The sequence below is a fragment of the Sutcliffiella sp. NC1 genome (assembly GCF_027594365.1).
GTDB classification, from domain to species: Bacteria; Bacillota; Bacilli; order Bacillales; family Bacillaceae_I; genus Sutcliffiella; species Sutcliffiella cohnii.
Genome location: NZ_CP115153.1, coordinates 1,179,482 through 1,205,094, shown reverse-complemented (window position 1 = coordinate 1,205,094; position 25,613 = coordinate 1,179,482). Strand labels below are relative to the sequence as shown.

Here is a 25,613-nt window from a genome sequence, read left to right as displayed (position 1 = left end):
AGAGTTGAGGTTATAAGTTAGTTCGTTTCACTTCGCTGCAGGTGCTCGCTTATCCTTAGGCGTAACGAGCCTCCTCCTCGCTACGCTCGTGCGGGGTCTCAAGGCTCACGCTACTCCCGCTGGAGTCTCGCACCTTCCGCTCCGTTCCACTCTCGGCTCTAAATCTAGAAAGGTAAATTTGGTTATAAACCAGATCCTATTTTCAAGCGCCTTGGTGTACAACTTCACTTGCATAGGGTCTACCAAAATAGATTAGTTTTAAAACATGTACTAACATACTCATTAAGAAAGAGGTTGTCATGGTTTGTATTTTCCATGTTGGACAACCTCTTTCTGTGATGTTATTGTTCTACTTTTATTAATCGATTTCCGTCGAAGAAGTATAAGTATACTTCGGAGATTTCTTTTTTCCAAATGTTTTCTACTGCTTGTTTGTAATAGGAAAGTTGTTGTTCATATCGTTTTATTAATGTTGTTTCAATATCATCTTTTTCAGTAAAACGCCCAGTTATCGTATCTGTTTTATAGTCAAGTAAAACGATACCGCGGTCGTCTTCGAATAGGCAGTCAACAACCCCTTGCATAAGGACAGTTTCTCCGCTTAACTTATTTTCTTTATATAACTCATCTGCTTGTAATGCGAAACTAAATGGAACTTCTTTATAAATAGTCGTTGCATTTTGCAGACGTTGCCCAATTTCCGTTTTAAAAAATGCAAGTATGGATGATACGTCTACTACTTCTGCTTGTTCTTTCGTAATTAATTCATTTTGGACCATTGCTAAAATTTGATTTTGTATTTCCGTTTCTGTTCCTTCTGTAACTTTCACATGCTGCATGACGGCATGGACAGCAGTACCAATTTCAGCTGGCGTTAACTTTTTACTTTGCATAAACTTTGGTCGGTCTAAAAAGAAACGCATTTTCGTTGGGCTCAGCGCTTGGTCTGCATACGGATCTTCCGGTTCTTTTAATCTCTTTAACTCCGATACAGATTGCTTTGAGCGCACTTGACTTGCTTGTAGAAAAGGATATTCCCATTGCAAATGCTCTTTTACTTTTTCCTTTTCATCACTTTCGATCGGAACTGGACTACCTTCCATCACTAGTTGCGTTAATGCTTGTTCTTCTTGCTTTTCTTCCTCTATCTCTTTTAGAAGCTCTTGAATCGACATAATTGTTACTTTCCATTTTGCAGGATGCTCTAAAATGTCGGCTGGAATTTTTGATGAATCCGTTCGCAAGCTTTCTGCATCTTTATGTCGGATAAACGCGGGTCCAACCCAATCCATATAAGATTTTGCTTGAGCTCTCGCGAAATCTGGAAGTAACCAAGATGGAGTATTAGCATGTTCGTTCCAAGAGTCTAACGATTTATCTAAATCCTTTAATGTTCCTACTAAGTAAAGTTTTTCTTTAGCACGTGTTAGCGCTACGTATAATACACGCATTTCTTCTGCTAATAGCTGTGCTCTACCTTTTCGTTTCATCGCTAATTGTAAAATGGTCGGATACGTAATACGAAGTTTTGGATTTACGTAGCGTGAAGCTAGTCCAAACTCTTTATCTAATAAGTAACCGCTATTTAAGTCCATCATATTAAATTGCTTTGAAAGCCCAGCAACGAAAACAATTGGGAACTCCAGTCCTTTACTAGAATGGATGGTCATTAAACGTACAACATCTTCTTGTTCACCTAATGCACGTGCCGCACCTAAATCTTCTCCTCTATCTTGCATCCTTTCAATAAAACGTAAAAAGCGGAAGAGCCCTCTGAACGAAGTAGATTCATATTGTCTGGAACGATCGTATAATGCACGCAAGTTTGCTTGACGTTGTTTTCCACCAGGCATTCCTCCGACAAAATCGTAAAAGTTCGTATCTTTATACACTTGCCAAATTAATTCTGATAAGCCACCTTCTCTAGCAGCTGTTCTCCAGATTTGTAACTGCGCTAAAAAATGTGCTACTCTTTCTTTCAACGCTTCCTCTTCTGCAGTTGCAGCGGATTCACGATGGAATTTCATTAACGCTTCGAAATAAGTACCACGCTTTTGCTGGATTCGAATGACCGCTAAATCGTTGGAATCAAGTCCTACAATTGGCGATCGTAACACAGATGCTAACGGGATATCTTGGTATGGATTATCAATCACCTTTAATAGTGATAACATAATGGCCACTTCTGTTGCTTCAAAATAACCTGTACTTAAATTCGCATACAGCGGAATTCCTTCTTGCTTAAACTCTTCTAGAAATTGTGGTGCCCACGGCATGGAACGAAGTAGAATAACACAGTCACGAAATTTAATTGGACGCATTCTTTTCGCATCTCTGTCATAAATCGGATATCCAGATTGAACTAGCTCTTTTATTTTTTTTGCGATTAACTTTGCTTCAGCTTGAGCTGTTTCTAGTTCCGCTTTATTAAAAGTAGTACTCACTTCATCTGTTCCGTCTTCTTCATTTTCTTCCTCATCTGTCGAGCGATTAATTAAAAGGAGCTCCGTTTCCGTGTTGTCATGCTCTTCATAATCTTTTGCGCCCCATTTTAATTCAGCATCTTCGTCATAGACGATTTCTCCAACTTTTTCACCCATAATTTGTTTAAACACAAAGTTAGTAGCGTGTAAAACTTCTTTTCGTGAACGGAAGTTTCGATTTAAGTCTATTTTTTGCCCAGTACTTTTTCCTTCTACCGTAAAGCGTTTATATTTACTTAAGAAAAGAAACGGTTCTGCTAATCGGAATCGATAAATCGATTGCTTTACATCTCCAACCATAAACATATTACCTGTTTCTTCATCATCTTTTGTTACTAATTTTAAAATCGCTTCTTGTACCATATTCGTATCTTGGTATTCATCTACTAAAACTTCTTTAAAATAAGATTGATATCTCCAAGCAGCTTCTGTTCGTTGAAGTTGTCCACTTTCATCTCGTTGACCTAAAACATCTAAACATAAATGCTCTAAGTCAGAAAAGTCTACTAACCCTTTTTCTTGCTTCATTTCGCTGAACAGTTCACCGTATCGGTTAATTACATAAACTAATGTTTTCATTACTGGTGCTAATTCTTGTAAGTCTTTTAAGTAAGCACTTGGATTTCTAGAGAAAAGTTCTTCTGTTATTTTATTTATTGCCTTTTTTGCCTTATCTCGAAGCTTTGTCCATTTTTCTAGTAAGTCTGGATCATACTCATCCCCTCGACACGACTTTGCTCTTCCGAACGCAATCGTTGGGGCTATACTGTATGCCTCTTCCCATGAATGGTGAAGTGCACCGCTAAATTGCATTACCATTTCTAAATCTTCTTCAATATTAACCGCTCGTGGTGCAGGTCCCCCTGGCTCTCGGCAAACGTCTAAAGCTTTTTCTAATAGAGCTTTTGCTCCTTCTAGTTGCAGTATTGTGTCCTCTTTTAACAGTTGAATAAACGGTAATTCATCTAACGATTGTGTGTTTGCTGTCTCATATAACCTCACCATAGCATCTAACCAGTCTGTTGGAGAAGGATTAGCTCTTGAGAAATCATAAAGATCTAAAATGAGCTTTTGAAGGGCAACGTCATTGCGATCATTCGTAAAACGGTCTACTAAATCGAAAAACGGTTCATTCCCCTCTTTACCATATTCTTCTTCAAATAACGTCTCTAGTACTTCCTCTTGCATCAATTGCGTTTCCGTCGTATCAGCGATTCGGAAACTCGGATCAATATCAATTAAATAGTAATACTTCCGTATAACCTCTAAACAGAAAGAGTGAATGGTCGAGATGGAAGCTCTATTTAATAAGCTAAGCTGCCGGCGTAAGTGAAGGGAAGCAGGTTTCGCTTCTAACGTTTTTTCTAACGCTTCTCCAATTCGATGTCTCATTTCTGCTGCAGATGCGTTCGTAAAAGTAACAACTAATAAACGGTCGACGTCCACATGCTCGTTAACAATTTTATGAATCATTCTTTCTACTAGGACAGCTGTTTTACCTGAACCTGCAGCAGCTGCAACTAGTATATCCCTACCACTAGAAACAACCGCTTTCCATTGATCATCTGTCCATTTACTTCCTTCTGGTTTCGGATATAGCTCCATCATTCTACTCATCTCCTCCTTTCGGTTTCTTTAATTGCGTAAATAAGTCTTCTTTTGCAAGTGGCTCAAGTGGTCTATATTCATTTTCTTCAAGCGATGTATCCCAATGACAGACCGATTTAAAAGAACAATACGTACATGGTGTTTTATTTTTCAACTTATAAGGATTAATACTTGTCTCACCGTTCGTTATCGATAAACCTACTTCTTCAAACACGGCACGAACATGTCCACGCAATTGATCAAACTGTTCGTCGCTAGCGATAGAAGAGTACGAATGAAAACCACCTTTTTTCGTTAAGCCCGCAGAAATAATTTTCGAATGGCCATGACCTTCTTCTAAGCCTTCGTCCATAAGCTGAATCGTCTCTTGGTCACCAAGAAGTAGACCTTTCATTTTAAAGCTTTTAAAAATCTCTTCTTCGATCGCTTCTATATCTTGCATCCCTTTCGTTTTAATCATCGGGTTATGCACGTGGAAATATAGAACACCAGCCGGGCTCGCTTCATAGCCAATCCACGATTTTGAATGGGTTATAACAATATCTAAATACGTTAACATTTGTAAGGCTAGTCCGTAATATACTTCTGTTAAATCTAACGTTTTATCACTAGATTTATAATCAACAATTCTAAGTAACACACCGTTAGAACTTTCCGCTTTATCCACTCGATCGATACGACCGACTAATTCCATCGTGCATCCGTTAGGTAATGTAAATGTGATTGGTGGAAGCTCTGCCTTTTGTCCAAAGCCAAGTTCTAGTCCAATTGGTGTAAATTTACTTGCTTTCGCATGCTCACTTAAAACGAAGGAAGCACGTGAAATAATTGCTTGTAGCTTTCTTTTAATGTAATGATATCGATTTGAACTTAATAATATTTCAGATTGTAGCTTTGGCGCTAAATATTGAACTGCCTTTTCAGCAAGAATCTCACATTCAGTATTTGTTAACGACTTCCAATCACGGCCCTCTTTACGTAAATGTTCGGATATATGTTTTAACGCGGAGTGAAACAGCTCCCCAATATCCGGAGCTTCTAACCTGTATAACTTTCTTTCTCGAAGTTTTAAACCGTGTGAAGCAAAATGAGAAAAAGGACACGCATTAAACATTTCCATTCGAGAAACGCTTGCTTGTACATGTTCTCCATATAGTTCTCTACTAATGTTTTCTTTTAATTTACTAGCTTCATTTCGGTAAAATAAACTATTTAGCACCCGCTCCGTTTTTGTTTTATATTGGTCATGTTCGACTAAATAATTGTACACATCCCACCAAATATCTTTAATACCGTAATGCTTTTTCCATGCTTGTAATTGAACAGCAAGATGAGAAATGGTCGTCCTTGGAGTGTGCACAAATGATAGTTGTTCTTCTAGTGGTAATTCCGTCGGTTCATTAAATAGAACCTTTTCCTTAATAGTAGGAAACATTTCTTTTATTCTTTTTATATAGCTCGAAGCAAGTAATGATTTCCCTTCTTCATCCGCTAGCGGGTAACTTATATATAAATGCTCACTCGCACTTAAAAACGCAATGTATGCGAGGAAGTGATCGTCTAGCAATTTCTCTAAACTTCCTGGTGCAAGTTCTACCCCATAGGAAGTTAGCAGCTCCCGTTCTTCTTCCGTCATGAACCCTTCTTCTTTCACTTTAGCAGGGATAACTCCTTCGTTCACGCCAATAACAAACGTATGCTTAATTTCGGTTAAACGTGACAAATCAAAGTTTGCAACAATAACTTGATCGATTGCAGGAGGAACAAGACTAAAACGCATGCCTTCTAAACCACTTTCCATCATTTTTGAAAATAGTGATAAAGAAATCGATTGCTCTCCAATTAACTCCACCATTTGATCAAGTAAATGAATAACTGCTTTCCACACTTGTTCATGTTCTTTTGCTTGTTTTAAGTTGCCACTTTCTTCTGCAAGTTTCATTCTATTTTCTAACTTCTGGGCTATTTGCAACTCATCAATAAATTGGTAAACAGCGTGACAATATGCTTCAACTGTTTTTCCCCTCTTTAATCGCTTTTGAAGAGTTAAAATCGGGTTTACGATTAGTTGACGTAATTCGTTTATTTCTTTTTCGTATTGGAGCTCTTCATCCGTTTGTACGTATGGTCCTTCAGCATCTATATTGGCGTAACGCATATATTTCCACGGCTTCTCATTTGTCCACTTTGTCCCTTGTATTCCGTAAGATAAAACATAGTTTTCTAATCGATCTGTTTTTTCTCTCATTTCTAAAATAAAATGTTGTTTATCGAACAACAAGTCAGTTTTTACACAACGAAAAACAGATTCGTAACGCCAATTATTTGTCATTGTCTCAAACGTTGAGCGTAGCAATTCAATTAATGGATGATGAAGCATCGTTCGTTTTTCATCAATAAAGTGCGGTATTTCATAATCTTTAAATATCGTCGAAATTAAATCAACATAGTCCGCACTATTCCGAACAATAATTGCTATATCACGGTAACGATAACCTTTATCCCGGACTAACGATACAATTTCTCGTCCAATTCCCTCTATTTCTGCTCGCCTATTAACTGCTTGTAAAATAGATAGTTGAAGCTCCCCATCATACGTTACAGTTGGTCGCACATCAAAAAACCGATCTAAATGTTGTAGGGAAGGAGACTGAGTAAATCGGTAACCTTTTTCTTTCATAAATGGCTCTTCTATTTCACATCCTACTTCTGTTGCAAGCTGACGAAGCTTTTGATAGGTGACACCTGGCATACGGAATAAATGTAAATCGTATGGGGCCTCTTCGTTATACGGCTTATCTAGCGTTAAAGCTATTGTTACGCTTGTGCATGTTCGCATTAGTTCCGAAATAACCGTATATTCTTGCGGTGTAAAGCTATGGAATCCATCGATATAAATGTGTGCCTGTTGTAAGTAGTTGGAGTCTTTTATTTTTTCAGCGAGTAATGTTAAATAATCTTCTCCGTCTACATACTTGCCTTCTAGTAAACTTTCTAGTTGACGATAAACAACTAAAATATCGGTTAGTTTTTTAGACAACATTTTTTCATGGTCAGAAATATGATCATCATGTTCGATTCGACCAATTTTCTCGTTTAACGTTTCTGGTGTAATGCAATATCTTTTTAATTCCGTTAACATTGTTTCCATTTGCTCAATAAAGCCAAATTGTTCCGCAGAGCGACCAAACACTTGAAACTGTTTTTTATGTTCTTCTACTATTTTTCTCAAGATCATGTGTAGTCCAGTTTGGTCGATATGGAATCTACTTATTCCCCCAACTTCTTGAAGCACTCTCCACGCTAAACGTGTAAAGCTAAATACTTGCGCTCTTACCATCCCTTGAAGTTCTTTATTTTGGACCAATTTATATTCAGATTGGAATGTCATTTGCTCTGGCACTAAATATATAATTGGGTTTCCAACTGGTTGTTGTTTTAGTTCGTTCATTATTTCATTTAATGACCAAGCTGTTTTTCCGCTTCCTGTTCTACCAAGGACAAAACGTACAGACATGCCTCCACCCCCGTAACTTTCTTCTTCTTTTTATAAATGACAGTTGTTTTACTTTACGTTACATTTTCAAACTGATACAAGATTCTATTATTTTCTCCATCTTCTATTTTACTAAACAATGGGACTACATTTCCATTCCTGGTTGCAGTAAATAATGGTACTGTACTGTACTGAAAAGAAAATTGATTTTTGACCAGATAAATTAGCTTTAATAAATGTAGTAATAAAGTTTAACACCGTGAGTGGAACGTAGCGGAGGACACTTGACTCCTGCGGGAGAAGAGAAATCGGGAGACCCCACAGGGCTTTAGCCCGAGGAGGCTCCCGTTTCTCCCCGCGGAAAGCAAGTGTCCGTAGCGAAGTGAAACGGGCATGCTTATAACAACTACTTTATTATCTGGACTGCAGTTAATTAAATATGCTGTTTCTACTCATAACATTTTTCCCCTATTCCAAACATATTTTATATGGGAGGAGGTGTATCTTATTGTATGATTACCGATACAGGTTCTCGGGGTATTTGTTAGTTATAATGGCTATTGCGGTTGTTTGTAATATTTATATACTTATCCCACTGTACTCTTTAATCGCTAATGATTGGAATGTTTCCGTATCTCAAACGGTATTAGGAAGCAGTGTTTTTAGCTTCTTTTACGCGTTTGGCCTATTAACGTTTGGCGCTTTATCGGAAAAATTCGGTCGAAAAAACGTTTTAACATACGGTATGCTCGGTAGTGCACTTTTTACGCTCCTTGTCGCATTTTCTTCCGATCTATTTACACTTTACTTATTTCGAGCATTACAAGGATTCATTCTCGGTTCTTTTGCTCCTGTTGCTTTTTCCTATTGTTTTGACCACTTTAAAGAAACAAAAAGAACTTTAATCATCGCGCTCATTAATATGGGCTTTTTAGTCTCAGGTGTAGTTGGGCCTCTTATAAGTAGTTACGTTAGTTCCATTTGGCATTGGCAAGCCTCGTTTTTCTTTTTTGCCCTTCTTTATAGTTTACTTTTTATATTAGCTCTCATTTTTTTATTGCCCACTGAGAGGAAACAAAAAGAGTCTTCACAGCTTTTTTCTCAATATAAAGCATTATTATCCAATCGCAATCTCATTTATTGTTATCTTATCGTTTTTTCCTTGCTATTGTCGTTCGTATCTTTTTACGAGTCATTACACCGTTTTTACGAAGCAGAATCCATGACATTCGTTAAAGCTATCGGATTAATTGGTACAGTTGCTGCCCTTTTCGTTAGTAAATTAACGAAATATGTAGGTATGCAACGATCGATTATTATCGGTTTCGTAATGATGATCCTTTCTTTAATCTTAATAGCTCTGTCGAAATCCCCACTTATTGTTTCTATATTTTCTGTTGTCTTTGTTGCAAGCATTTCCATCATTATCCCGAGCATCATTTCGTATATCGGCTATTTAGGGGAAAAACATCGGGCAAATGCTATTTCGTTATATTCATTTATTTTGTTAACTGGTACGGCATTCGGACCAATTATAAGTGATGTGCTCTCGTTTCAGCACGTTTTGTATCTTTTAATAGCTTGGGCGTTCCTTAATATTATTTTTATCACTAGCGTGAAACAAGAGAAAATGAAAGAAGCTGCTAAATAACGTGACTAGCACTTTATTTGCAGCTTCTTTTTTCATTTTATACGGATGCAGTTTCTGCGTTCATTTTTAATTTTTCCATACGTTTCTTTAAATAAATACCTTGAGCAATACCGAATAAGTTTCCAATTACCCAGTACAATGCTAGAGCAGCTGGTAACGTAATCCCTGCAATTAAGATGACAATAGGGATAATATTCATCATTAGCTTCATCGGTGGCGGCACTTGGTTTGAAGTAGTCATACTGATCTTCGTTTGTAAATAGGTCGTAATTGCAGCTACAACTGGTAGTATAAACATTGGATCAGGTTGTCCTAAACTAAACCATAAGAATGAATGCTCCGCAATTTCCGTCGTACGACCAATTGCATGGTAGAACGCCAAAATAATCGGCATTTGGATAAAGATTGGTAAACATCCACCTAACGGGTTTACTTTATGCTCTTGATAAAGTCCCATCATTTCTTGTTGCATCTTTTGTTGCGATTGTTGGTCTTTCTTATCTTTATATTTTTCTTGAATTTTCATCATTTCTGGTTGAATAACTTGTAGTGCTAACATACTTTTTTGTTGTTTCAAGATTAGTGGTAAAAGGATGAGACGAATCATAACAGTAACAATAATGATAGATAAGCCGTAATCTCCAATCCAATGAGCTACTGTTACTAATACAAATGAAAGTGGATAGACGAAATAATGATTCCAAATCCCCGTACTTTCAGATGAAATCGGCTCTGTCATACTGCATCCTGCTAAAAAGATCATGGCAGCAACTGCCAATAATAAAATAAGGTATTTTCTATTCAACACGAATTCCTCCTAGATGTATTTTCTATTAAAAGATGTAAATAGGAATCGCGCTGTCTTCTTCGTCCTTTTCTTTAACCGGAATTTTTTTAAATACAGTTAAAAAGATACTTAAACTATTTCTTGAAAAATGGATAGTTCGATTTGTGTTAGAGCTTATCGTATTTACGGATAATCGTGAATAAAGATGAACTTCCTTTTTACCTATATATAAGTAGAGTGACACTAGGCATACTAATAATGATGTTACATATGGTGTGAAAAATAGTAAATCAAAATATAGTTCCATTAGTATCACTCCTTTCATTAAAGTTCTTTTTTATTTAATCATATAAAATAAGATACACCTAATTTTTCAAAAAAACTAGATGTATCTTTATGAATGTGAGGATAAATTTAACTATTTGTCGTAATATCCTCTTTTATATAGTACTCACTATACTTATTATATAGGGCTTTTTTATCAATTTTCCCAACTGGTGTTACTGGAATTGTGTCTAAAATAAAAAATTGTTTCGGTACTTTATAAGACGCTAACAGTTGTTTACATAATGTTGTCATTTCGCCATCTGATACTCGATCACGTAATGTAACGCAAGCGACCACTGCTTCTCCCCATTTCGGATGCGGTATGCCGAACACGACGACTTCTTTTACTGCGTCTACTTTTAAAATACTCTGCTCCACTTCTGTTGGATATACATTTTCCCCACCAGTTATAATCATTTCTTTTTTTCTACCAACTATATAATAATAGCCTTCTTCATCTCTCTTCGCCAAATCTCCGGTTTTTAACCATTTTCCATGTTTAGCCTTATTCGTTTCTAATTCATTATTCCAATATTGGAGAAATAAGTGATTTCCTCGAATCCATAGTTCGCCAACTTCATTTACACCTAATTCTTGTTCTTTTTCATTCATTATTTTAACATCATTGTAAAACATCGGTTTTCCTACTGAACCAATTTTTTTATACACATCTTGTGGCTCTATGAAAAAATTATTAGGACCAGCTTCTGTTAACCCATACCCTTGTTTAAACAGTAAGCCTTTCTTTTGAAACTCTTCATAAATCGTTAATGGACAAGGGGCTCCACCAGATAGAAATGTATGTACCGACTTAAACTCATTCGTTTGGAAGGATGGTTGTTGTATCATCGAATAATACATCGTTGGAACCATTAAAATATTTGTACAACTATATTGGTTTAACACGTGTATAACGCTTTCTGCGTCAAATTGCTCCATAATGACAACTGTACCACCGATATATAAATGTGGAAGTGTTAAGGCATTTAATCCACCAGTGTGGAACAGTGGTATGCAAGTTAATGTAACGTCTTTACTGCTCAAATCCCAACTTATTATCGTATTTAATGCATTCGTCTCAATGGACTGAAACGATAACACGACACCTTTTGGCTTACCTGTTGTACCTCCCGTATAGATAATTGCTAGTGGATCGTTTTTTGAAAGCTCTGTTTTCATCACACTAAATGTATCTGTAAAGGTTATATCCTCTATATTAAAGCATTGGTAGTTTTTGAGGATTTGTTCATCAACCTCTATTTTATTAAAAAATAAACATGAGACACCACTATCACTTAAAATATAGCTAAGTTCGTTAACCGATAAACGTATATTAAGTGGAACAAATATCGCACCTATATTCGCACAGGCGAATAACAAGTCTAAATAACAAATATCGTTTTGTGATAATAGAGCAACTCTATCCCCTTTTTTTATACCTTTCGCTTGCAAAAGCTTACTGTAGCTTAAAGACCTTCTATATAATTGTTTATATGTCCATCGTTCTCCACTATTTGCATCAATAACAGCAATGTGTTCAGGAGTTAACTGGGATCGTTTTTTTAACCATAAGCACTCATTCGACACAGCGATCTCTCCTCTACTCTAATAGAAATTACATTTACTATAAGGGTAGAAGGTTACAATACAGTTACATTATAATTTGTATTGACTTCTAAGTAATTTTCGATAGGCTTATAGTGTAATCAATCAGTCAGAAGTTTGGTGAAAAAATGAAGCAACTATTATTAAAAGGTTTATTTCTCGGAGTTGGGGCAACGATTCAAGGGTTAGCGATGGCTCTCTTTTTGTTCCCACATTTTATTCCTTCCGGCGGGGCTGCTAGTGTAGGGGTATTATTGTATTACTTATTACAAGTACCTTACGGAATTACGTTGTGGGTCCTAAATGCAAGTTTACTTTTTATTGCATTTAAATGGCTTGGAAAGAATAATGCTTTATGGACATTATTTTGTGTATCGGTTACGTCATTTACTATTTCGTACATAACCCCTTTTATTCATGGGACGATATCGTATGTTTTCGTCGATTTAGTTTTTGGGGCTATCCTTTTCGGCATCGGGATTGGCATGCTGTTTCGGTTAGGTGCTTCTTCTGGAGGAATGGATATACTTGCGCTAATTATTTCAAAGCATAAAAGAATTACACCAGATAAAACATTGTTCTGTATTAACACGTCCCTACTACTTCTTACATCATTCGTAGTAGATTGGCGAATCTTAATTTACGCTGTTTCCAGCCAGTTCATTAGCACAAAAATATTAGACATAGTTAACACCATTAACTTCGCAAATAAAACAGAGAAAGCAACAGAACAGAAACGAATTGCTTAGGTTACTACATACATAAAAACCCATTCCTTTTATGGAATGGGTTTTTTTCACATCATGATGCCACCATCAACATGAAGGACGGTACCGTTTACGTAGTCTGATTCGTCAGATGCTAAATATAAATAGGCATTTGCAATATCTGAAGGTTGACCAAGTCTTTGTAGTGGAATCACTTGAATTAAGCTTTGGATTACCTTATCAGGTACGGTTGCTACCATGTTTGTTTCGATAAAACCAGGTGCAACAGCATTCACATTAATTCCTTTTCTACCAAACTCCTTTGCCCACGTTTTCGTCATCCCGACAACAGCTGCCTTTGAAGCCGCATAGTTCGTTTGGCCAACATTACCGTAAACACCAGATACACTTGAAGTATTGATAATTTTTCCTTTTCCTTGTTCAATCATATGAGGAACGACAGCTTGTGTACAATGGAAAACACCGTTAACATTCACATCCATTACTTTTTGGAAGTCAGATGCATCCATTTTTAAGAGCATAGAATCTCTCGTTATGCCAGCATTGTTAATAAGAATGTCGATTTTCCCCCAGCGTTCTTTTACACTATTAACCATTGATTGTACCTCGCTTTGTTCTGCAACATTTACTTGATAATATGCTGCTTCAAAACCGCTTGCAATCAATTCATTTGCTCTCTTTTCTCCTAATTCTTTATCATAGTCAACAAGTGCTACCTTTGCACCTTCTCTTCCGAATATAGTGGCAGCTTCTAATCCTAATCCGTTTGCTGCACCGGTAATAATTGCTACTTTTCCTTCTAACCTCATTGTACTTTTTCCTCCGTCATAAACATTGTTACTTCTTTTATTAATTTTGGTAAGTCATCGATTAATGGAGAATGTCCACATTTTTCAAGTTTCACAAATGTTGCAGCATCTCCAAAGTCTTCCACTAACTCATTCGTCATCGTTTCCGTAACTACTAAATCGTTTTCTCCCCATAATATTAATGTCGGGATGTTTATTTTCGAAACTTCCCCTGTTCCTTCAACTAAACCGTTGTGCTGATGACTAATATTAAAAGTATTTAATGCATGATATATTTCAGCTAAATTGCGTTGTGTGATCATATCATCTAAGTATTCATCATATTTATTTTCGTCCGGTTGTTTTGTTGTATAAATGACGGAATTCCAAACTAACTTTAATAATTCTTTATTTTTCGTATCATAAGCTGTTTGCATAACAATCGTACGACCTGGGTCTACCTTTATTTCATCGTATGAAGTTAAACGTTTCCCGATATCTATTTGGCCATCTTCTCCTGTACCAAAAAACGGGTAACCTCTAGTAGAAGCAGAAGCTAGTAGTATTAACTGCTCACAATATTGAGGATAGTTAATAACAAATTGCATACTTACAGCTCCACCTAACGACCAACCCATAATGGTAAATCGTGATAGTTGTAGCTCATCTACAAATAGCTTTATATCTTCAGCTAGATCCTTAATAGAATAAATTTTTTCATGATAGGTAGATTCTCCAAAACCTCTCATATCTATTGCTACAAGGTGGTAATCGCTTTCCATATTTTCTAATAAGACGTCCCAATGTTTAGAAGACGTCATGTTTCCGTGAACTAATAATAACGTTCTTCCGCTTCCTACTCTTTCACGATACCCAATTGTCTCCCCATTAGGTAATTTAACAGACTTCATTACTACTTCATTCATTGTAATGCCTCCTATTCTCCCCAACGAATCGTTGTCGCTCCCCAAGCATATCCAATTCCAGCACTAACTAATACAACGACATCTCCTTCTCTTACTTTGCCTTTTTCTACAGCTAGTTGAAGTGATAGAATTTGATCGATTTGACCAATATGTCCATATTCATTTAAATAAATAGATTGTTCATTTGATAACCCTAATTCTTTTAATACGTAATCATGTGCTGACTTTTTCATATGCAAAATTCCTAAGTAGTTTACATCTTTTTCTGTTAAACTACTTTTTCTTAACGATTCTCTTATACAATATAAAAAATTTTGCATCGATTTTTGTTCAAGCCTCATTTTCATGCCTTCAGGGTCTAACACATCTAATTTATTTAAATTTTGCTGTAAAGCAGACTCTGTTATTGGATGTTTCGTTCCACCTGCAACTACTACTACATCTTCAGAAAAGGAACCGTCCGTCATAATATGGGATGCTAGCACTTGATTTTCCAAATATCCTTTTTGGAGTATAATTGCTCCACCACCCGCAGCTAAATTATTCATGAAGCGAGTTCTCGGATTTTCGTAGTCGATGTAATCAACATTTCGATATCCACCTGCGAGCAATACTGTTTTTACATTTTCATCCGCAACCATCATGTCCCGGGCAACTTTTAATCCCATAATCGTTGTACCGCAACGTAATGCCATATCAAAACAGTATGCATTTGTTGCACCTAATGCTTGTTGCATATAAATAGCAGCTGTCCATAATGGATATTCTTTATGTTCTTCTCCAATGTAAATGATCAAGTCTATTTCTTTAGCATCCATGTTTGCCTTTTCCAAAGCCTGTTCTGCCGCTAATATTCCCATTTTACACGTATGATCTTCTTCTGCTGGGATTGGTTTTTTTACGATTCCCATTTTTTCTTCGACTACTTTTATAGGTATTCCAGCTTTCTCTCCAATTTCCCTGCTTGTCATGAATTTTTTTGGAATATAAATTCCAGTACTTACAATACCAATTGATGTCAATTCTATCACCTGCTCAATATTGAATTCATATATTCATAAGCTTCTTCTAACGTTTTAAACGACGCCACTTCTTCTTTTTGAACATGGCTAACCATAATACGCCAAATATATTGATTATTTGCTGTGTCCATCACACGTGAGCATCGTAAAACGAAAGACGCTACTTCTGTGGAAGTATGCAAGATAGTTAAGCCTCCTTCTTATCCAGATATGTTTTTCTTCTCCTCTATTACTTTTTTATTTCTAACCGAACGCTTTTCCCGCCAATTCCGGAATGTACCGACAATCCCTTGAGGGAAGAACATTACAACGAGGATGTATAGGATACCGAAGAAAATTAACCATCTCTCAAAAATCCAATGTACTTTTGCTAGTCCTGTTAACCAATGATGTGCAAATTCAATTAAACCGGCACCGATGATAGCACCTACTAACGTACCGACACCACCGATAATCGTCATTAATAAAGCATCTAAAGAGACCTCAACTGCTAATACACTCGTATTAACGAACCGAAGGGTAAGTACGTATAAACTACCCGCTACACTGGCAAAAACACCGGCAACTACACTGGCAATAACTTTATAATGTAATACGTTATATCCTAATGATTCTACTCTAGGCTCGTTTTCTCTTATTGCTTGAAGTACTTTACCAAGCGGAGAATTGGTAAAGCGATTTAGTAGTAGAAAAACTAAAGCCATCGTTATGAGCGCGATAAAGTACAGTGTCATTCGGTCACGAAGCGGATCTGGAATAGAGAAAGTAAATCCGTCATTCCCATAAGTAACAGATCTCCACTTTTCAGCTAATACTAAAAACAGTCCTGAAAATGCTAGTGTTAGCATGGCATAAAAGTGACTTTTTAATCGAAGGGACAGTATTCCTAATAAATAACTCACTAGCCCTGATAGAACTGCCGCTAACACAATCGCTAAAAGCAGTACGGGAATGGTACTATCTATTTGTTTCATTAAAATTCCTGTGGAGTACGCACCGATACCGAAAAACATTGCGTGACCGAATGAAACGATACCTGTGTATCCAAGTAAAATGTCATAACTCATCGCAAAAATACCAAACAGAAAAATTTGCGTAAACATAATTAATAGAGTTCTAGAGTCTGTGACGAAAGGTATGCATAATAAAGCAACAAAAATTAAGCCGTATAACATATTTTTTCTATCCATTGTTTGTATCATTTCATCACCCCTTTGCTCCAAACAAGCCTTGTGGACGGAAGACTAACACGATGACCATTAATAACATATTTACCGCTAGAGACAGCGCTGGGACATAATAAGCCATGAACGATCCACAGACACCTACTAAGATGGCAGCAAATAGAGATCCTTTTATATTGCCCATTCCACCAATAACTACAACGATAAATGCTAGAATTCCAAATTCCATTCCCATTTCAGCATAAATAACACCTGAATATGGTCCTAGTAATATTCCTCCAAGTGCTGCCATAGCTGCACCTACCATAAATACATACATAAATACTTTTTTAATATTAATGCCTAGTGCTTGAACCATTTCTTTATTAATAACTCCCGCACGTACGATTAATCCTATTTTCGTATTTTTCAAAATGTAACGAATGAGGAAAAATACGATAAACCCAACTGCAATGATAAATAGGCGATATTTTATAATGATAATATCTCCAAATTCCCAACTACCAGCTAAATAAGAAGGCGTTCTAGCACTTAACTGGTTCGGTCCCCAAACGACTTTTAGCATCTCACTTAAAACGATTAATACTCCAAGTGTAATTAAAATTTGTTGAATATGGTTTCCATATACAGGTTGGATAATATATTTCTCTAATACTAACCCTAGTAAAAGTCCGGTTATTATTGCAGCTAATATTCCGACAACGAAGCTACCAGTTGTTACATACGTCCAAATCCCAGCATAAGCTCCCCACGCAAATAATGCACCGTGACCAAAGTTCACTACATCCATTAGTCCAAAAATTAACGTTAAGCCAGCTGCAAGTAGGAATATTAACATTCCTGTCGCTAGACCATTTACTGCTAAATTCACTAAAACTTCCATCGTTTCACCGCCTCTTTATGCAATTCCTAAATAACGTTTACGCAACACTTCGTCTTCTTTTAATTCTTCCATCTTCCCGTTATGAACGGTTTTTCCATCATCAATGATGTAAAAAGTATCTCCAATCGTACTAGCCATATAAAAGTTTTGTTCCACTAGAACAATCGTCGTTTCCTTCTTCATTTCTTCTATCGACTCCATTACCTTTTCCACTACAATTGGAGCGAGCCCTTTACTCGGTTCATCAATAAGTAATAATTTACTATTATTAACATAAGCTCTAGCAATCGAAAGCATCTGCTTTTGACCACCACTTAAATGTCCACCCGCTTTTTTCCAAAATGTTTTTAAATCCGGAAAGAGATTTAATATCCAATCTAGTCTTTTTAATGTTTCGTCATCTTGCTTTTGCATCGCAACTTTCATATTTTCTTCGACTGTTAACTCTCCGAATATACCTTGATCCTCGGGCACATATCCGATCCCTAGGTTGGCAATTTCAAACGGTGCTTTTCCTTGAATTTCTGCTTCTTGGAAAATAATTTTTCCTGATCTCGGTTGATTTAAGCCCATAATGCTTCGTAACGTTGTCGTTTTTCCTGCTCCGTTTCTTCCAAGTAAAACCGTCACTTCACCTTCCATAGCTTGCAAATGAATGTCGTGTAAAATGTGATATTGCTCGATATACGTTTGTAATTGTTCTACTTTAAGAAGCGCTTTCATCATATAAGCCTCCTAAATATGCCGTTTGTACTGTTTCGTTATTCATAATTTCTTCTGGTGTTCCGTCTGCTAACAATTTTCCATTAAATAAAACAGTAATAGATTCCGATAAATCAAGAATCATGTCCATCTTGTGTTCGATTAACACGATTGTTCGATTTCCTTGTTTTTTAATGTTTTTTATTACTTCTAAAATGGCTGGGACTTCCTCAATAGACATCCCTGCTGTCGGTTCGTCTAATAATAATATTTCGGTTTCTAACGCTAATAACATAGCAATTTCTAGTTTTCGTTTTTCACCGTGCGCTAAGTTTTTCGCAATCACATTTGCCTTTTCATCTAAAAATACCATCGATAACCATTCCAACGCTTTGTCTTGAAAAGATCGAAAAGATAGAAAATGAGAAAGCATATTGTAACGAACTCCAGCTTGAGACTGGACAGCAAGTCGAACATTTTCTAACACTGTTAAATTTGGGAACACATTTGTAATTTGGAATGATCTCCCTATCCCTTTTCTCGTACGCATCGTAGGAGATAGTTTTGTAATGTCTTCACCTTTAAAAAGTATGTTTCCTTCACTTGCTTGTAATTGGCCACTTAACAAATTGAAGAACGTTGTTTTTCCAGCTCCATTTGGTCCAATGATCGATTTAAACTCATTTTCTTTTACTGTAAAATTCACTTTATTTACTGCTATATGTCCACCAAAAGCGATCGTTAAATCACTCGTTTGTAATATTGGTTCCATCTTCCTCCTCCTTACATTTTCAGGATGAATAGCGAAGGAACTTTAGAGGAAAACATTCTCCAAAGTTCCTATTACTTTTTTCTACTTATTTCTAATAGGTGGAGCTGTTTCCTCTGGAGATAGTTCACGAATTAATACCGGAACTGGATAGTCTACTCCATCCACTTTTTCTAGACGAACCGCATATAAAGTTTGTAATGCTTGGTGATCATCAGGGCGGAATGTCATTTTTCCTTTCGGTGTATCAAAGCTCATACCTTCCATCGTTTCAATAAGTAAATCAGTATCTGTTTTCCCCTCTGTTTGCTTTAACGCTTCAACAATAGCTAACGCAGCAGTCATTCCTCCTGGAGTAAATAAATCTGGTACATCTCCATTAAATTTCTCTTTATGGTTTTCTACTAACCAATCGTTAATAGGGTTATCCGGTAACGTATGATAATAAACAGTGAATCCTTCCATTCCAACTAGTTGTTCCATTGTATATAGTGCCGGAATATCTGGTGCACCTGTTGAAATTTTAATACCTCTTTCTTGTACTCTCATATCAGCAATTTGATTCCATGGTGAGTTCGCACCAGCCCAGACAACAAATAAGTAATCAGGTTGTGCATCCAATATTTTTTGGATATTAGACGTAAAGTCTGTAGCTGTAGGATCTGCATATTCTTCTAATACAATTTCTGCTCCAAGTGCAACTGCAGCCTCTTTAAATGCAGAAACTCCGTCATGACCGAAAGAATAGTCAGGAGCAAACGTTGCAATTTTCACACCTTCACTAGCTATTGCTGCTGCACCTGCTACTGCATCTTGAGAAGAGTTACGTGCAGTACGGAAAACATACTTGTTCCAATCAGCACCCGTAACACTATCAGCCGCTGCTGGCTCTACAACCATTATTTTTTCGTATTCTTCAGCTAGAGGTAATACTGCTAACGTATCTCCAGAACTAGAAGATCCAACTAAGAAATCTACTTTATCATCCTCTAATAGTTTTGTAGCTTTTTGGATGGCTACTTCCGGTTTTGTTTCCGTATCCTCTACGATAAATTTAATTTTCTTACCCGCAACTTCCATTTTTCCATCTGTTGCATATTCAAGACCTAATTCAAAACCTTGAACAGTTTGTTTACCATAACTTTCAAGTCCACCAGTTAATGATGCTAAAACGCCGATCGTAATCGTATCGTCGTCCCCACCACTTGATGAACTACTACAAGCAGATAAAACTAGAACACTCATACAAACTAAAAGAAATGCTAATTTGACTCTCTTCATCCTCTTTTCCCCCTCAAAAAACTAGTTATTTAACTGTACCGCTATCATACATCCCACTAGTTACAAATGAGTTACATAGAAAAGCGCAGGGCGTTTGGGTAGCGGCGTACAAACTGGACCTTTCCTGCCGGAGATATAGGAAACACCGCGAACGTAAGTGAGCAGATGTTGACTTATCGTACAGAAGGAAAGGGAAGTTTGATAGCCGCTAACGCCCGGAGCTAGACAAAGAAAAGCGCAGGCGGCTCGTTCAGGTCCAATCAAACTGGAGCTTTTCCGCAGGAGATATAGGAAACACGACGAACGAGAGTGAGTCGATGTTGACTTATCGTACGGAGGAAAAGTGAAGTTTGAGCCGGACCTAGCCGCCGGAGCTAGACAAAGAAAAGCGCAGGCGGCTCGTTCAGGTCCAATCAAACTGGAGCTTTTCCGCAGGAGATATAGGAAACACTGCGAGCTATAGCTAATGTTAACTTTGTTGCTGACTTTTGACTGGGCGTTGCACCATTTTGGCTCGGTGTTGCACCAGTTTGGGCATCCCGTTGCACCAGTTTTTCGGTTTGTTGCACCATGTTGATTTTGTTGCTGACTTTTGACCGGTCGTTGCACCATTTCTTCCCGGTATTGTACCATTTCGGGCTTCCCATTGCACCATTTTTCCGGTCTGTTGCACCGTGTGTTTTCTTCATCGTACAGATAGAAAGTTTGCTAGGGTTAATGCGCCGGAGCTAGACAAAGAAAAGCGGAGGCGGCTCGCTCAGGTCCAATCAATCTAGAGCGCTGGTTCCGGAAAAAAATAAAAAGCCATAGAATCTTTTGATTTTCTACGGCCTTCTACATGAGTGTATTTAGTTCGCTTTCCCCATAATTACTTCGTACATCTTTAATGTGGACTGCATCGGTTCTATTCCTAATTCTTCTGCTAGTTTTTCTTTACATTTCGCAAAATATTTCATCGCTTGTGGTCGGTTATTATTTTGATAATAGCAATACATGATAAGGCGATATGCCTCTTCCCACGTTTCATCTTTTTCTAATATTCTTTCACACCATTCGATGGCTTGATTGTAATCATTTTTACTAACTAATAGTTGTGCTAGCTTTTCGGCCGCTCGTAAAAAGTAGACTAATAGACGCTCTCTTTCTGTTAAGCACCAATCGGCATATTTTTGATCAGGTAAGAAATCTCCTTGATACATGTGAATCGCCTGTTGTAAGTATTGTAGTGATTGCTCTTTGTCTCTTGCTTCTAAACCAAGTCGTGCCCACTCTTCAAATACGACACAATCTATCGTGTATCCGCTGTGTAGATTTAACCCGTAGGAACTTCCTGTACGTTGAATAAAAAACGGTTCTTCTCTCGGCTTACGGTTAGGCTCTAGTACTTTATTTAATGTGTTTAATGCCACTTTAAAATCTCTTGTGACCGTTTTTTCCTCTTGATCTGGCCAAAGATTTGCAAAAATTTCTTCTTTCGGTATCATCCGCTTTCTTTCTGTTACAAATAACTCTAATAGCTCTTTTGCTTTCGCTCGTTGCCAGTCTCGTTCTTCCACTTCCTTTTGACCAAGCCATACCCGAAACGATCCAAGTGTTTGTATCCGTACCGTATATCCAGGATGGTTTTTCATATGTGAAAAGCCAAGTTCATTCAACAAAGAAGTAACATATGCACTATGAATATCTCGCTTTTGAGCTTCTAATAAAATCGGTGTGAATTGCTGTAAATCTTTCGGCCCAAATAACGTTTTCTTAAATAAAATAAACTCGTAATCTCCTGTTTGAACGTTAGATAAAAATAAACTAACAGCTTCTTCAAAAGACTCCCATTCTTCCATTTCGTAATAGTAAATGGCATTCCATAACGCTACCACTGTTATGCTGTACTGATCTCCACACTGTGTTAATATTTTCTCTGCGCGCAATTTATAGGCAAGTGCTTTATCATATTTTTTATTGATTAAAGACGAAATAAATAAGCATAAATAAATTAGCCCGGACAACCAGCTATCTCTTACTTGTTCCGTCTCTTTTAATGCTTCTTCACCACAAATAATTGATTTTTCGTATGCACCTTGATAGCCATATAACACACATAAACCCATGTTCGGCTCTGCTTTTCCACGTGATACATTCAGTTCTTCCATAATCATTAAAGCCGTTTCGTAGCATTCTTTTGCTAACGAAGGTACATACATGTCCATTAGTTGAGCAGCATGACCTAACCGTATCCATCCACACGCTTCCACGAAAGGGGCTTGTAGTTTTATTCCTTGTTTAATTGCTTTATCAGCTAACCGTTTTGCTTCTTCTGGATTTCCCATAAACGACTCTACTAATGAAAGAAGTAGCTCTGTTTCACGGTGCGATTGTGGTAAGTGCCAAGCACCTTCCTCTTTTTGCTTGGATAGTAGTTTCTTTCTTGCAGCATTTAACTTTCCTGAACGGAGCATTATTCTAGCCTCGAGATTCCCTTGTATCGTCATGGAATCAAGCTGTTTTACTTTTTCGAACCATTTTTGTGCCTTTACCGCTTGACCAGAATTAATTAAGTTCTCCGCCATTAAATAGTATAATTGTTGCTCTTCTTGGGTGTTAATCTCGTCTGATCCCTTCATTAATTGAATTGCCTCAGCTAAAGCGCGTTCTGCTCTAATTGGTTGGATTGTGTCTAAATATATTTTTGTTATCCCGGCAAGAGAACGAATCATAACGAATGTGTCGTTTGCTTTGACCGCCATATTGTATGCTTCCCGATAGGACTGTTCTGCCTCCTCGTAGTAGCAACGGTAGCGATGAACCTCCCCTTCGTAAAACCACAATAAATATCTTTTATCTTTGATCCGTTTATCTATTTTCTTTAATTTTTCTAGTAAACTAGTTAGTTGGCCATATTCAATAAAACGGTTACCGTGCTGATGAATGATTGCCCCTACTTGTTCATAATCATTAATTTTTTCATAATGAGCAATTGCTTGGACGAACTCATCTTTCTGGACGTACCAACGAGCACATCGTTGTTGTAAATAATTATACTGACGAGCATCTTCCTTCAGTCTTCTTTCTAAAAACTCTTTAAAAAGCGCATGGTATCGATATTGCTCTTTCCCAATAGAGATGACAAAAACGCTCTTCTCGGATAAAGTTTTTAATAAATAATTGGAACCATTAATTCCTAAAACTTCATCACATAAGTCTCCAGTCATCACGTCAAAAATGGACGTTTGTTCTAAAAACTGCTGTACCATTGGGGTTTGTTTCATGAACACTTCATTCGCTAAATACTTAAATAAATCTTCTAGAGATTGAAGATGGTCAATTTGAAAAGAGTCTAATTCCATTTCTGTTTCAGAAAGACTTTGCGTTAATAGTCCTATTGCCATAACCCAACCTTCTGAAATTTTATAAATAAATTCGATTAACTCTTCCGAAAGGTCTAAACCAAAAATATCTTGTATTAATACTTCCACTTCTTCTTTTGAAAACACTAAATCGGTTTCATTCAGTTCGAGCATTTCATTTTTAACCTTCATTGGCGTAATAACTTCCCACGTCGGTTTCGTCCTAGTAATAAACACAATATGTAGGTTGTTTGGTATATGCTGAAGTAGCCAACTAAACCATGTTTCAATGTCTTGGTTAGATTGGACGTATTGAAAATCATCTATTACTAAAACGATTGATTCGTTTAGCTCTGACAACTCGTTAATAAAGAAAGAACTAATATTCCTAACTTCTTCTTCCCGTAAGTATCGATCCATCGTTTGTAAGTACGTTAACATTTTATCGCCGAATTCAGGTACTTTTTGTTTAATTGCATGTACAATATAACGGATAAACGGAATAACTTCATCATCATAAGTTGAGACAGTGTACCAGCAAGTTTCATATTCGAAAAAAGGGACAAATGATGAAATGACTGTACTCTTCCCATAACCAGGACCTGCGTGAACAATCGTTGCTTTATAATTAGTAATCGCTTTCATTTTTCTCGTTATTTTTGCCCTTCTTAACACTAGGTGATTTTGAAATATTGGTGGGGATATTTTCGTTAATAGAATTGGATCGAGCGAGGACATATTGGGACCTCCTATTTTTTCTGAATACTCTTTATATTATATTTTACCATAAAGTTGAGCTAGTTTTTAAAAAGAGGACAACTTTTTCACGTTGTCCTCTCCTCTCTTATACTTCTAATAAAAGCGCTGCTCCCATGCCTCCGCCAACGCATAAAGAAGCAATCCCTTTTTGAAGTCTACTTCTTCTTAACTCATGAATAAGACTCACTACTATTCTAGTACCTGTGCACCCTACTGGATGACCTAGGCTAATCCCACTTCCATTAACATTCACCTGGTGTCGATTTAATTGAAGCTCTTTCTCGACCGCTATGTACTGTGCCGCAAAAGCTTCATTAATTTCGAATAGGTCTACATCTTCTAGCTCCCACTCTATTTTCGATAATGCACTTTTAATCGCTGGAACTGGACCAATCCCCATCAACGTCGGTTCTACACCGGAAACATGAAAACTACGAATTGTAGCTAATGGTGTTATTCCTTTTTCCTTCGCAACTTCTTCTGCCATTAGGACTACAGCTGCTGCACCATCATTTAAACTAGATGCATTACCAGCCGTAACGGTACCATCATCTCGGAAGGCCGGTCGTAAACTACTTAATTTATCTATGTTTAATGAAGATTTAGGTCCTTCGTCTACAGAAATAACTTTCTCTCCCCTTCTTTCTTTTAATACAAGTGGAACGATTTCACTCTCAAATATTCCACTCTCTATTGCAGCACTAGCACGTTGATGACTTAATAACGCTAGTTCATCTTGTTCTTCTCTCGTAATCTCATATTTATCTGCTAATCTCTCTGCTGTTTCCCCCATCATAATATGATGTATCGGGTCTTCAAGCACTTCCCAAACAGAATCATATATTTGTGAATGTTGTAATCTGCTACCCCAACGTTGATTTTTTAATAAATATGGGCTAGAACTCATCGCTTCGACTCCTCCAGCAATAACAACGTCAGACATACCCGTTTGAATTTGCAAGGCTCCTGAAATAATAGCTTGTAGCCCTGATGCACATTGTCGTTGAATCGTATAACCTGTTACTTCTGGTGGTAAACCGGCTAGAAGTGCTGCTGTTCTTGCTGTATTAGGTTCATCTGTTCGTTGTATACATTGTCCTAATATCACTTCATTCACATCAGCATTACTTACATTACTATCTTTTAACACAGCTTGAATTACAGGTACTATTAAATCTGTTGGTTTTAAATTTTTGAAAGCGCCTCCAAAAGTTCCAATCGGACTGCGGCGTGCTGCCGCAATGACTACATTTCTCAACATATACCCCTCCGT

18 protein-coding genes are annotated in these 25,613 nt (G+C 37.1%); 2 read left to right on the top strand and 16 right to left on the bottom strand.

Features of this window, described 5'->3' with window-relative positions:
* Positions 1–341: 341 nt before the first annotated feature.
* Positions 342–4,100, bottom strand: a complete 3,759-nt coding sequence (addA, locus tag O1A01_RS06045) for a helicase-exonuclease AddAB subunit AddA (RefSeq protein WP_270065787.1) — start codon at positions 4,098–4,100, stop codon at positions 342–344.
* Positions 4,093–7,608, bottom strand: coding sequence for a helicase-exonuclease AddAB subunit AddB (gene addB / locus O1A01_RS06040; protein ID WP_270065786.1), 3,516 nt, complete (start codon positions 7,606–7,608; stop codon positions 4,093–4,095). Before addB ends, addA begins: the two co-directional genes overlap by 8 nt.
* A 487-nt stretch (positions 7,609–8,095) precedes the next feature.
* Here addB and O1A01_RS06035 point away from each other — a divergent pair, with 487 nt between their 5' ends.
* Positions 8,096–9,238 carry an MFS transporter gene (locus O1A01_RS06035; RefSeq protein WP_270065785.1) on the top strand — a complete coding sequence of 381 codons (1,143 nt, stop codon included), beginning with the start codon at positions 8,096–8,098 and terminating at the stop codon, positions 9,236–9,238.
* Between the two features lie 37 nt (positions 9,239–9,275).
* On the opposite strand, the gene yidC is transcribed toward O1A01_RS06035, so the two are convergent.
* The 3 genes from yidC to O1A01_RS06020 form a co-directional block, all read right to left on the bottom strand.
* The gene (gene yidC / locus O1A01_RS06030; RefSeq protein WP_270065784.1) at positions 9,276–10,043 is read right to left on the bottom strand and encodes a membrane protein insertase YidC; all 768 of its coding nucleotides are present in this window, start codon (positions 10,041–10,043) and stop codon (positions 9,276–9,278) included.
* A gap of 28 nt (positions 10,044–10,071) precedes the next feature.
* The gene (locus tag O1A01_RS06025; protein ID WP_066420219.1) at positions 10,072–10,332 is read right to left on the bottom strand and encodes a hypothetical protein; all 261 of its coding nucleotides are present in this window, start codon (positions 10,330–10,332) and stop codon (positions 10,072–10,074) included.
* 107 nt (positions 10,333–10,439) lie between these two features.
* Positions 10,440–11,939 carry an acyl-CoA synthetase gene (locus O1A01_RS06020; RefSeq protein WP_270065783.1) on the bottom strand — a complete coding sequence of 500 codons (1,500 nt, stop codon included), beginning with the start codon at positions 11,937–11,939 and terminating at the stop codon, positions 10,440–10,442.
* 146 nt (positions 11,940–12,085) lie between these two features.
* Between O1A01_RS06020 and O1A01_RS06015 the strand changes: the two genes are divergently transcribed.
* Positions 12,086–12,706, top strand: coding sequence for a YitT family protein (locus tag O1A01_RS06015; RefSeq protein ID WP_270065782.1), 621 nt, complete (start codon positions 12,086–12,088; stop codon positions 12,704–12,706).
* Between the two features lie 47 nt (positions 12,707–12,753).
* Here O1A01_RS06015 and fabG read toward each other — a convergent pair whose 3' ends face one another.
* The 11 genes from fabG to O1A01_RS05960 all read right to left on the bottom strand — a co-directional run bounded on the left by fabG (position 12,754) and on the right by O1A01_RS05960 (position 25,598).
* Positions 12,754–13,494 (bottom strand): 3-oxoacyl-ACP reductase FabG, encoded by a 741-nt coding sequence (fabG, locus tag O1A01_RS06010; RefSeq protein WP_066420225.1) that lies wholly within the window; start codon positions 13,492–13,494, stop codon positions 12,754–12,756.
* A complete protein-coding gene (phaZ, locus tag O1A01_RS06005; protein ID WP_066420227.1) occupies positions 13,491–14,399 on the bottom strand; it encodes an intracellular short-chain-length polyhydroxyalkanoate depolymerase in 909 nt (302 codons plus the stop codon). The genes fabG and phaZ overlap by 4 nt, the downstream gene beginning before the upstream one ends.
* A gap of 11 nt (positions 14,400–14,410) precedes the next feature.
* On the bottom strand, positions 14,411–15,370 hold the full coding sequence (locus O1A01_RS06000; RefSeq protein ID WP_066420235.1) for a 3-oxoacyl-ACP synthase: 960 nt from the start codon (positions 15,368–15,370) through the stop codon (positions 14,411–14,413).
* 56 nt (positions 15,371–15,426) lie between these two features.
* The gene (locus tag O1A01_RS05995) at positions 15,427–15,603 is read right to left on the bottom strand and encodes a hypothetical protein (RefSeq protein WP_157076703.1); all 177 of its coding nucleotides are present in this window, start codon (positions 15,601–15,603) and stop codon (positions 15,427–15,429) included.
* An 18-nt stretch (positions 15,604–15,621) separates the two neighbouring features.
* Entirely contained in the window at positions 15,622–16,623 is a 1,002-nt protein-coding gene (locus O1A01_RS05990) for a branched-chain amino acid ABC transporter permease (protein WP_066420228.1), read from the bottom strand.
* Between the two features lie 4 nt (positions 16,624–16,627).
* On the bottom strand, positions 16,628–17,488 hold the full coding sequence (locus tag O1A01_RS05985) for a branched-chain amino acid ABC transporter permease (RefSeq protein WP_066420229.1): 861 nt from the start codon (positions 17,486–17,488) through the stop codon (positions 16,628–16,630).
* 15 nt (positions 17,489–17,503) lie between these two features.
* Complete coding sequence (locus O1A01_RS05980) at positions 17,504–18,211, bottom strand: ABC transporter ATP-binding protein (protein WP_270066381.1); 708 nt, start codon at positions 18,209–18,211, stop codon at positions 17,504–17,506.
* Complete coding sequence (locus O1A01_RS05975; RefSeq protein ID WP_066420231.1) at positions 18,195–18,962, bottom strand: ABC transporter ATP-binding protein; 768 nt, start codon at positions 18,960–18,962, stop codon at positions 18,195–18,197. The genes O1A01_RS05980 and O1A01_RS05975 overlap by 17 nt, the downstream gene beginning before the upstream one ends.
* Positions 18,963–19,043: 81 nt before the next feature.
* Positions 19,044–20,240 carry a substrate-binding domain-containing protein gene (locus O1A01_RS05970; RefSeq protein WP_066420234.1) on the bottom strand — a complete coding sequence of 399 codons (1,197 nt, stop codon included), beginning with the start codon at positions 20,238–20,240 and terminating at the stop codon, positions 19,044–19,046.
* Positions 20,241–21,088: 848 nt separating this feature from the next.
* Positions 21,089–24,319 (bottom strand): AfsR/SARP family transcriptional regulator, encoded by a 3,231-nt coding sequence (locus tag O1A01_RS05965; protein WP_066421252.1) that lies wholly within the window; start codon positions 24,317–24,319, stop codon positions 21,089–21,091.
* Between the two features lie 106 nt (positions 24,320–24,425).
* Positions 24,426–25,598, bottom strand: coding sequence for a thiolase family protein (locus tag O1A01_RS05960; RefSeq protein ID WP_270066380.1), 1,173 nt, complete (start codon positions 25,596–25,598; stop codon positions 24,426–24,428).
* Between the last annotated feature and the right edge of the window lie 15 nt (positions 25,599–25,613).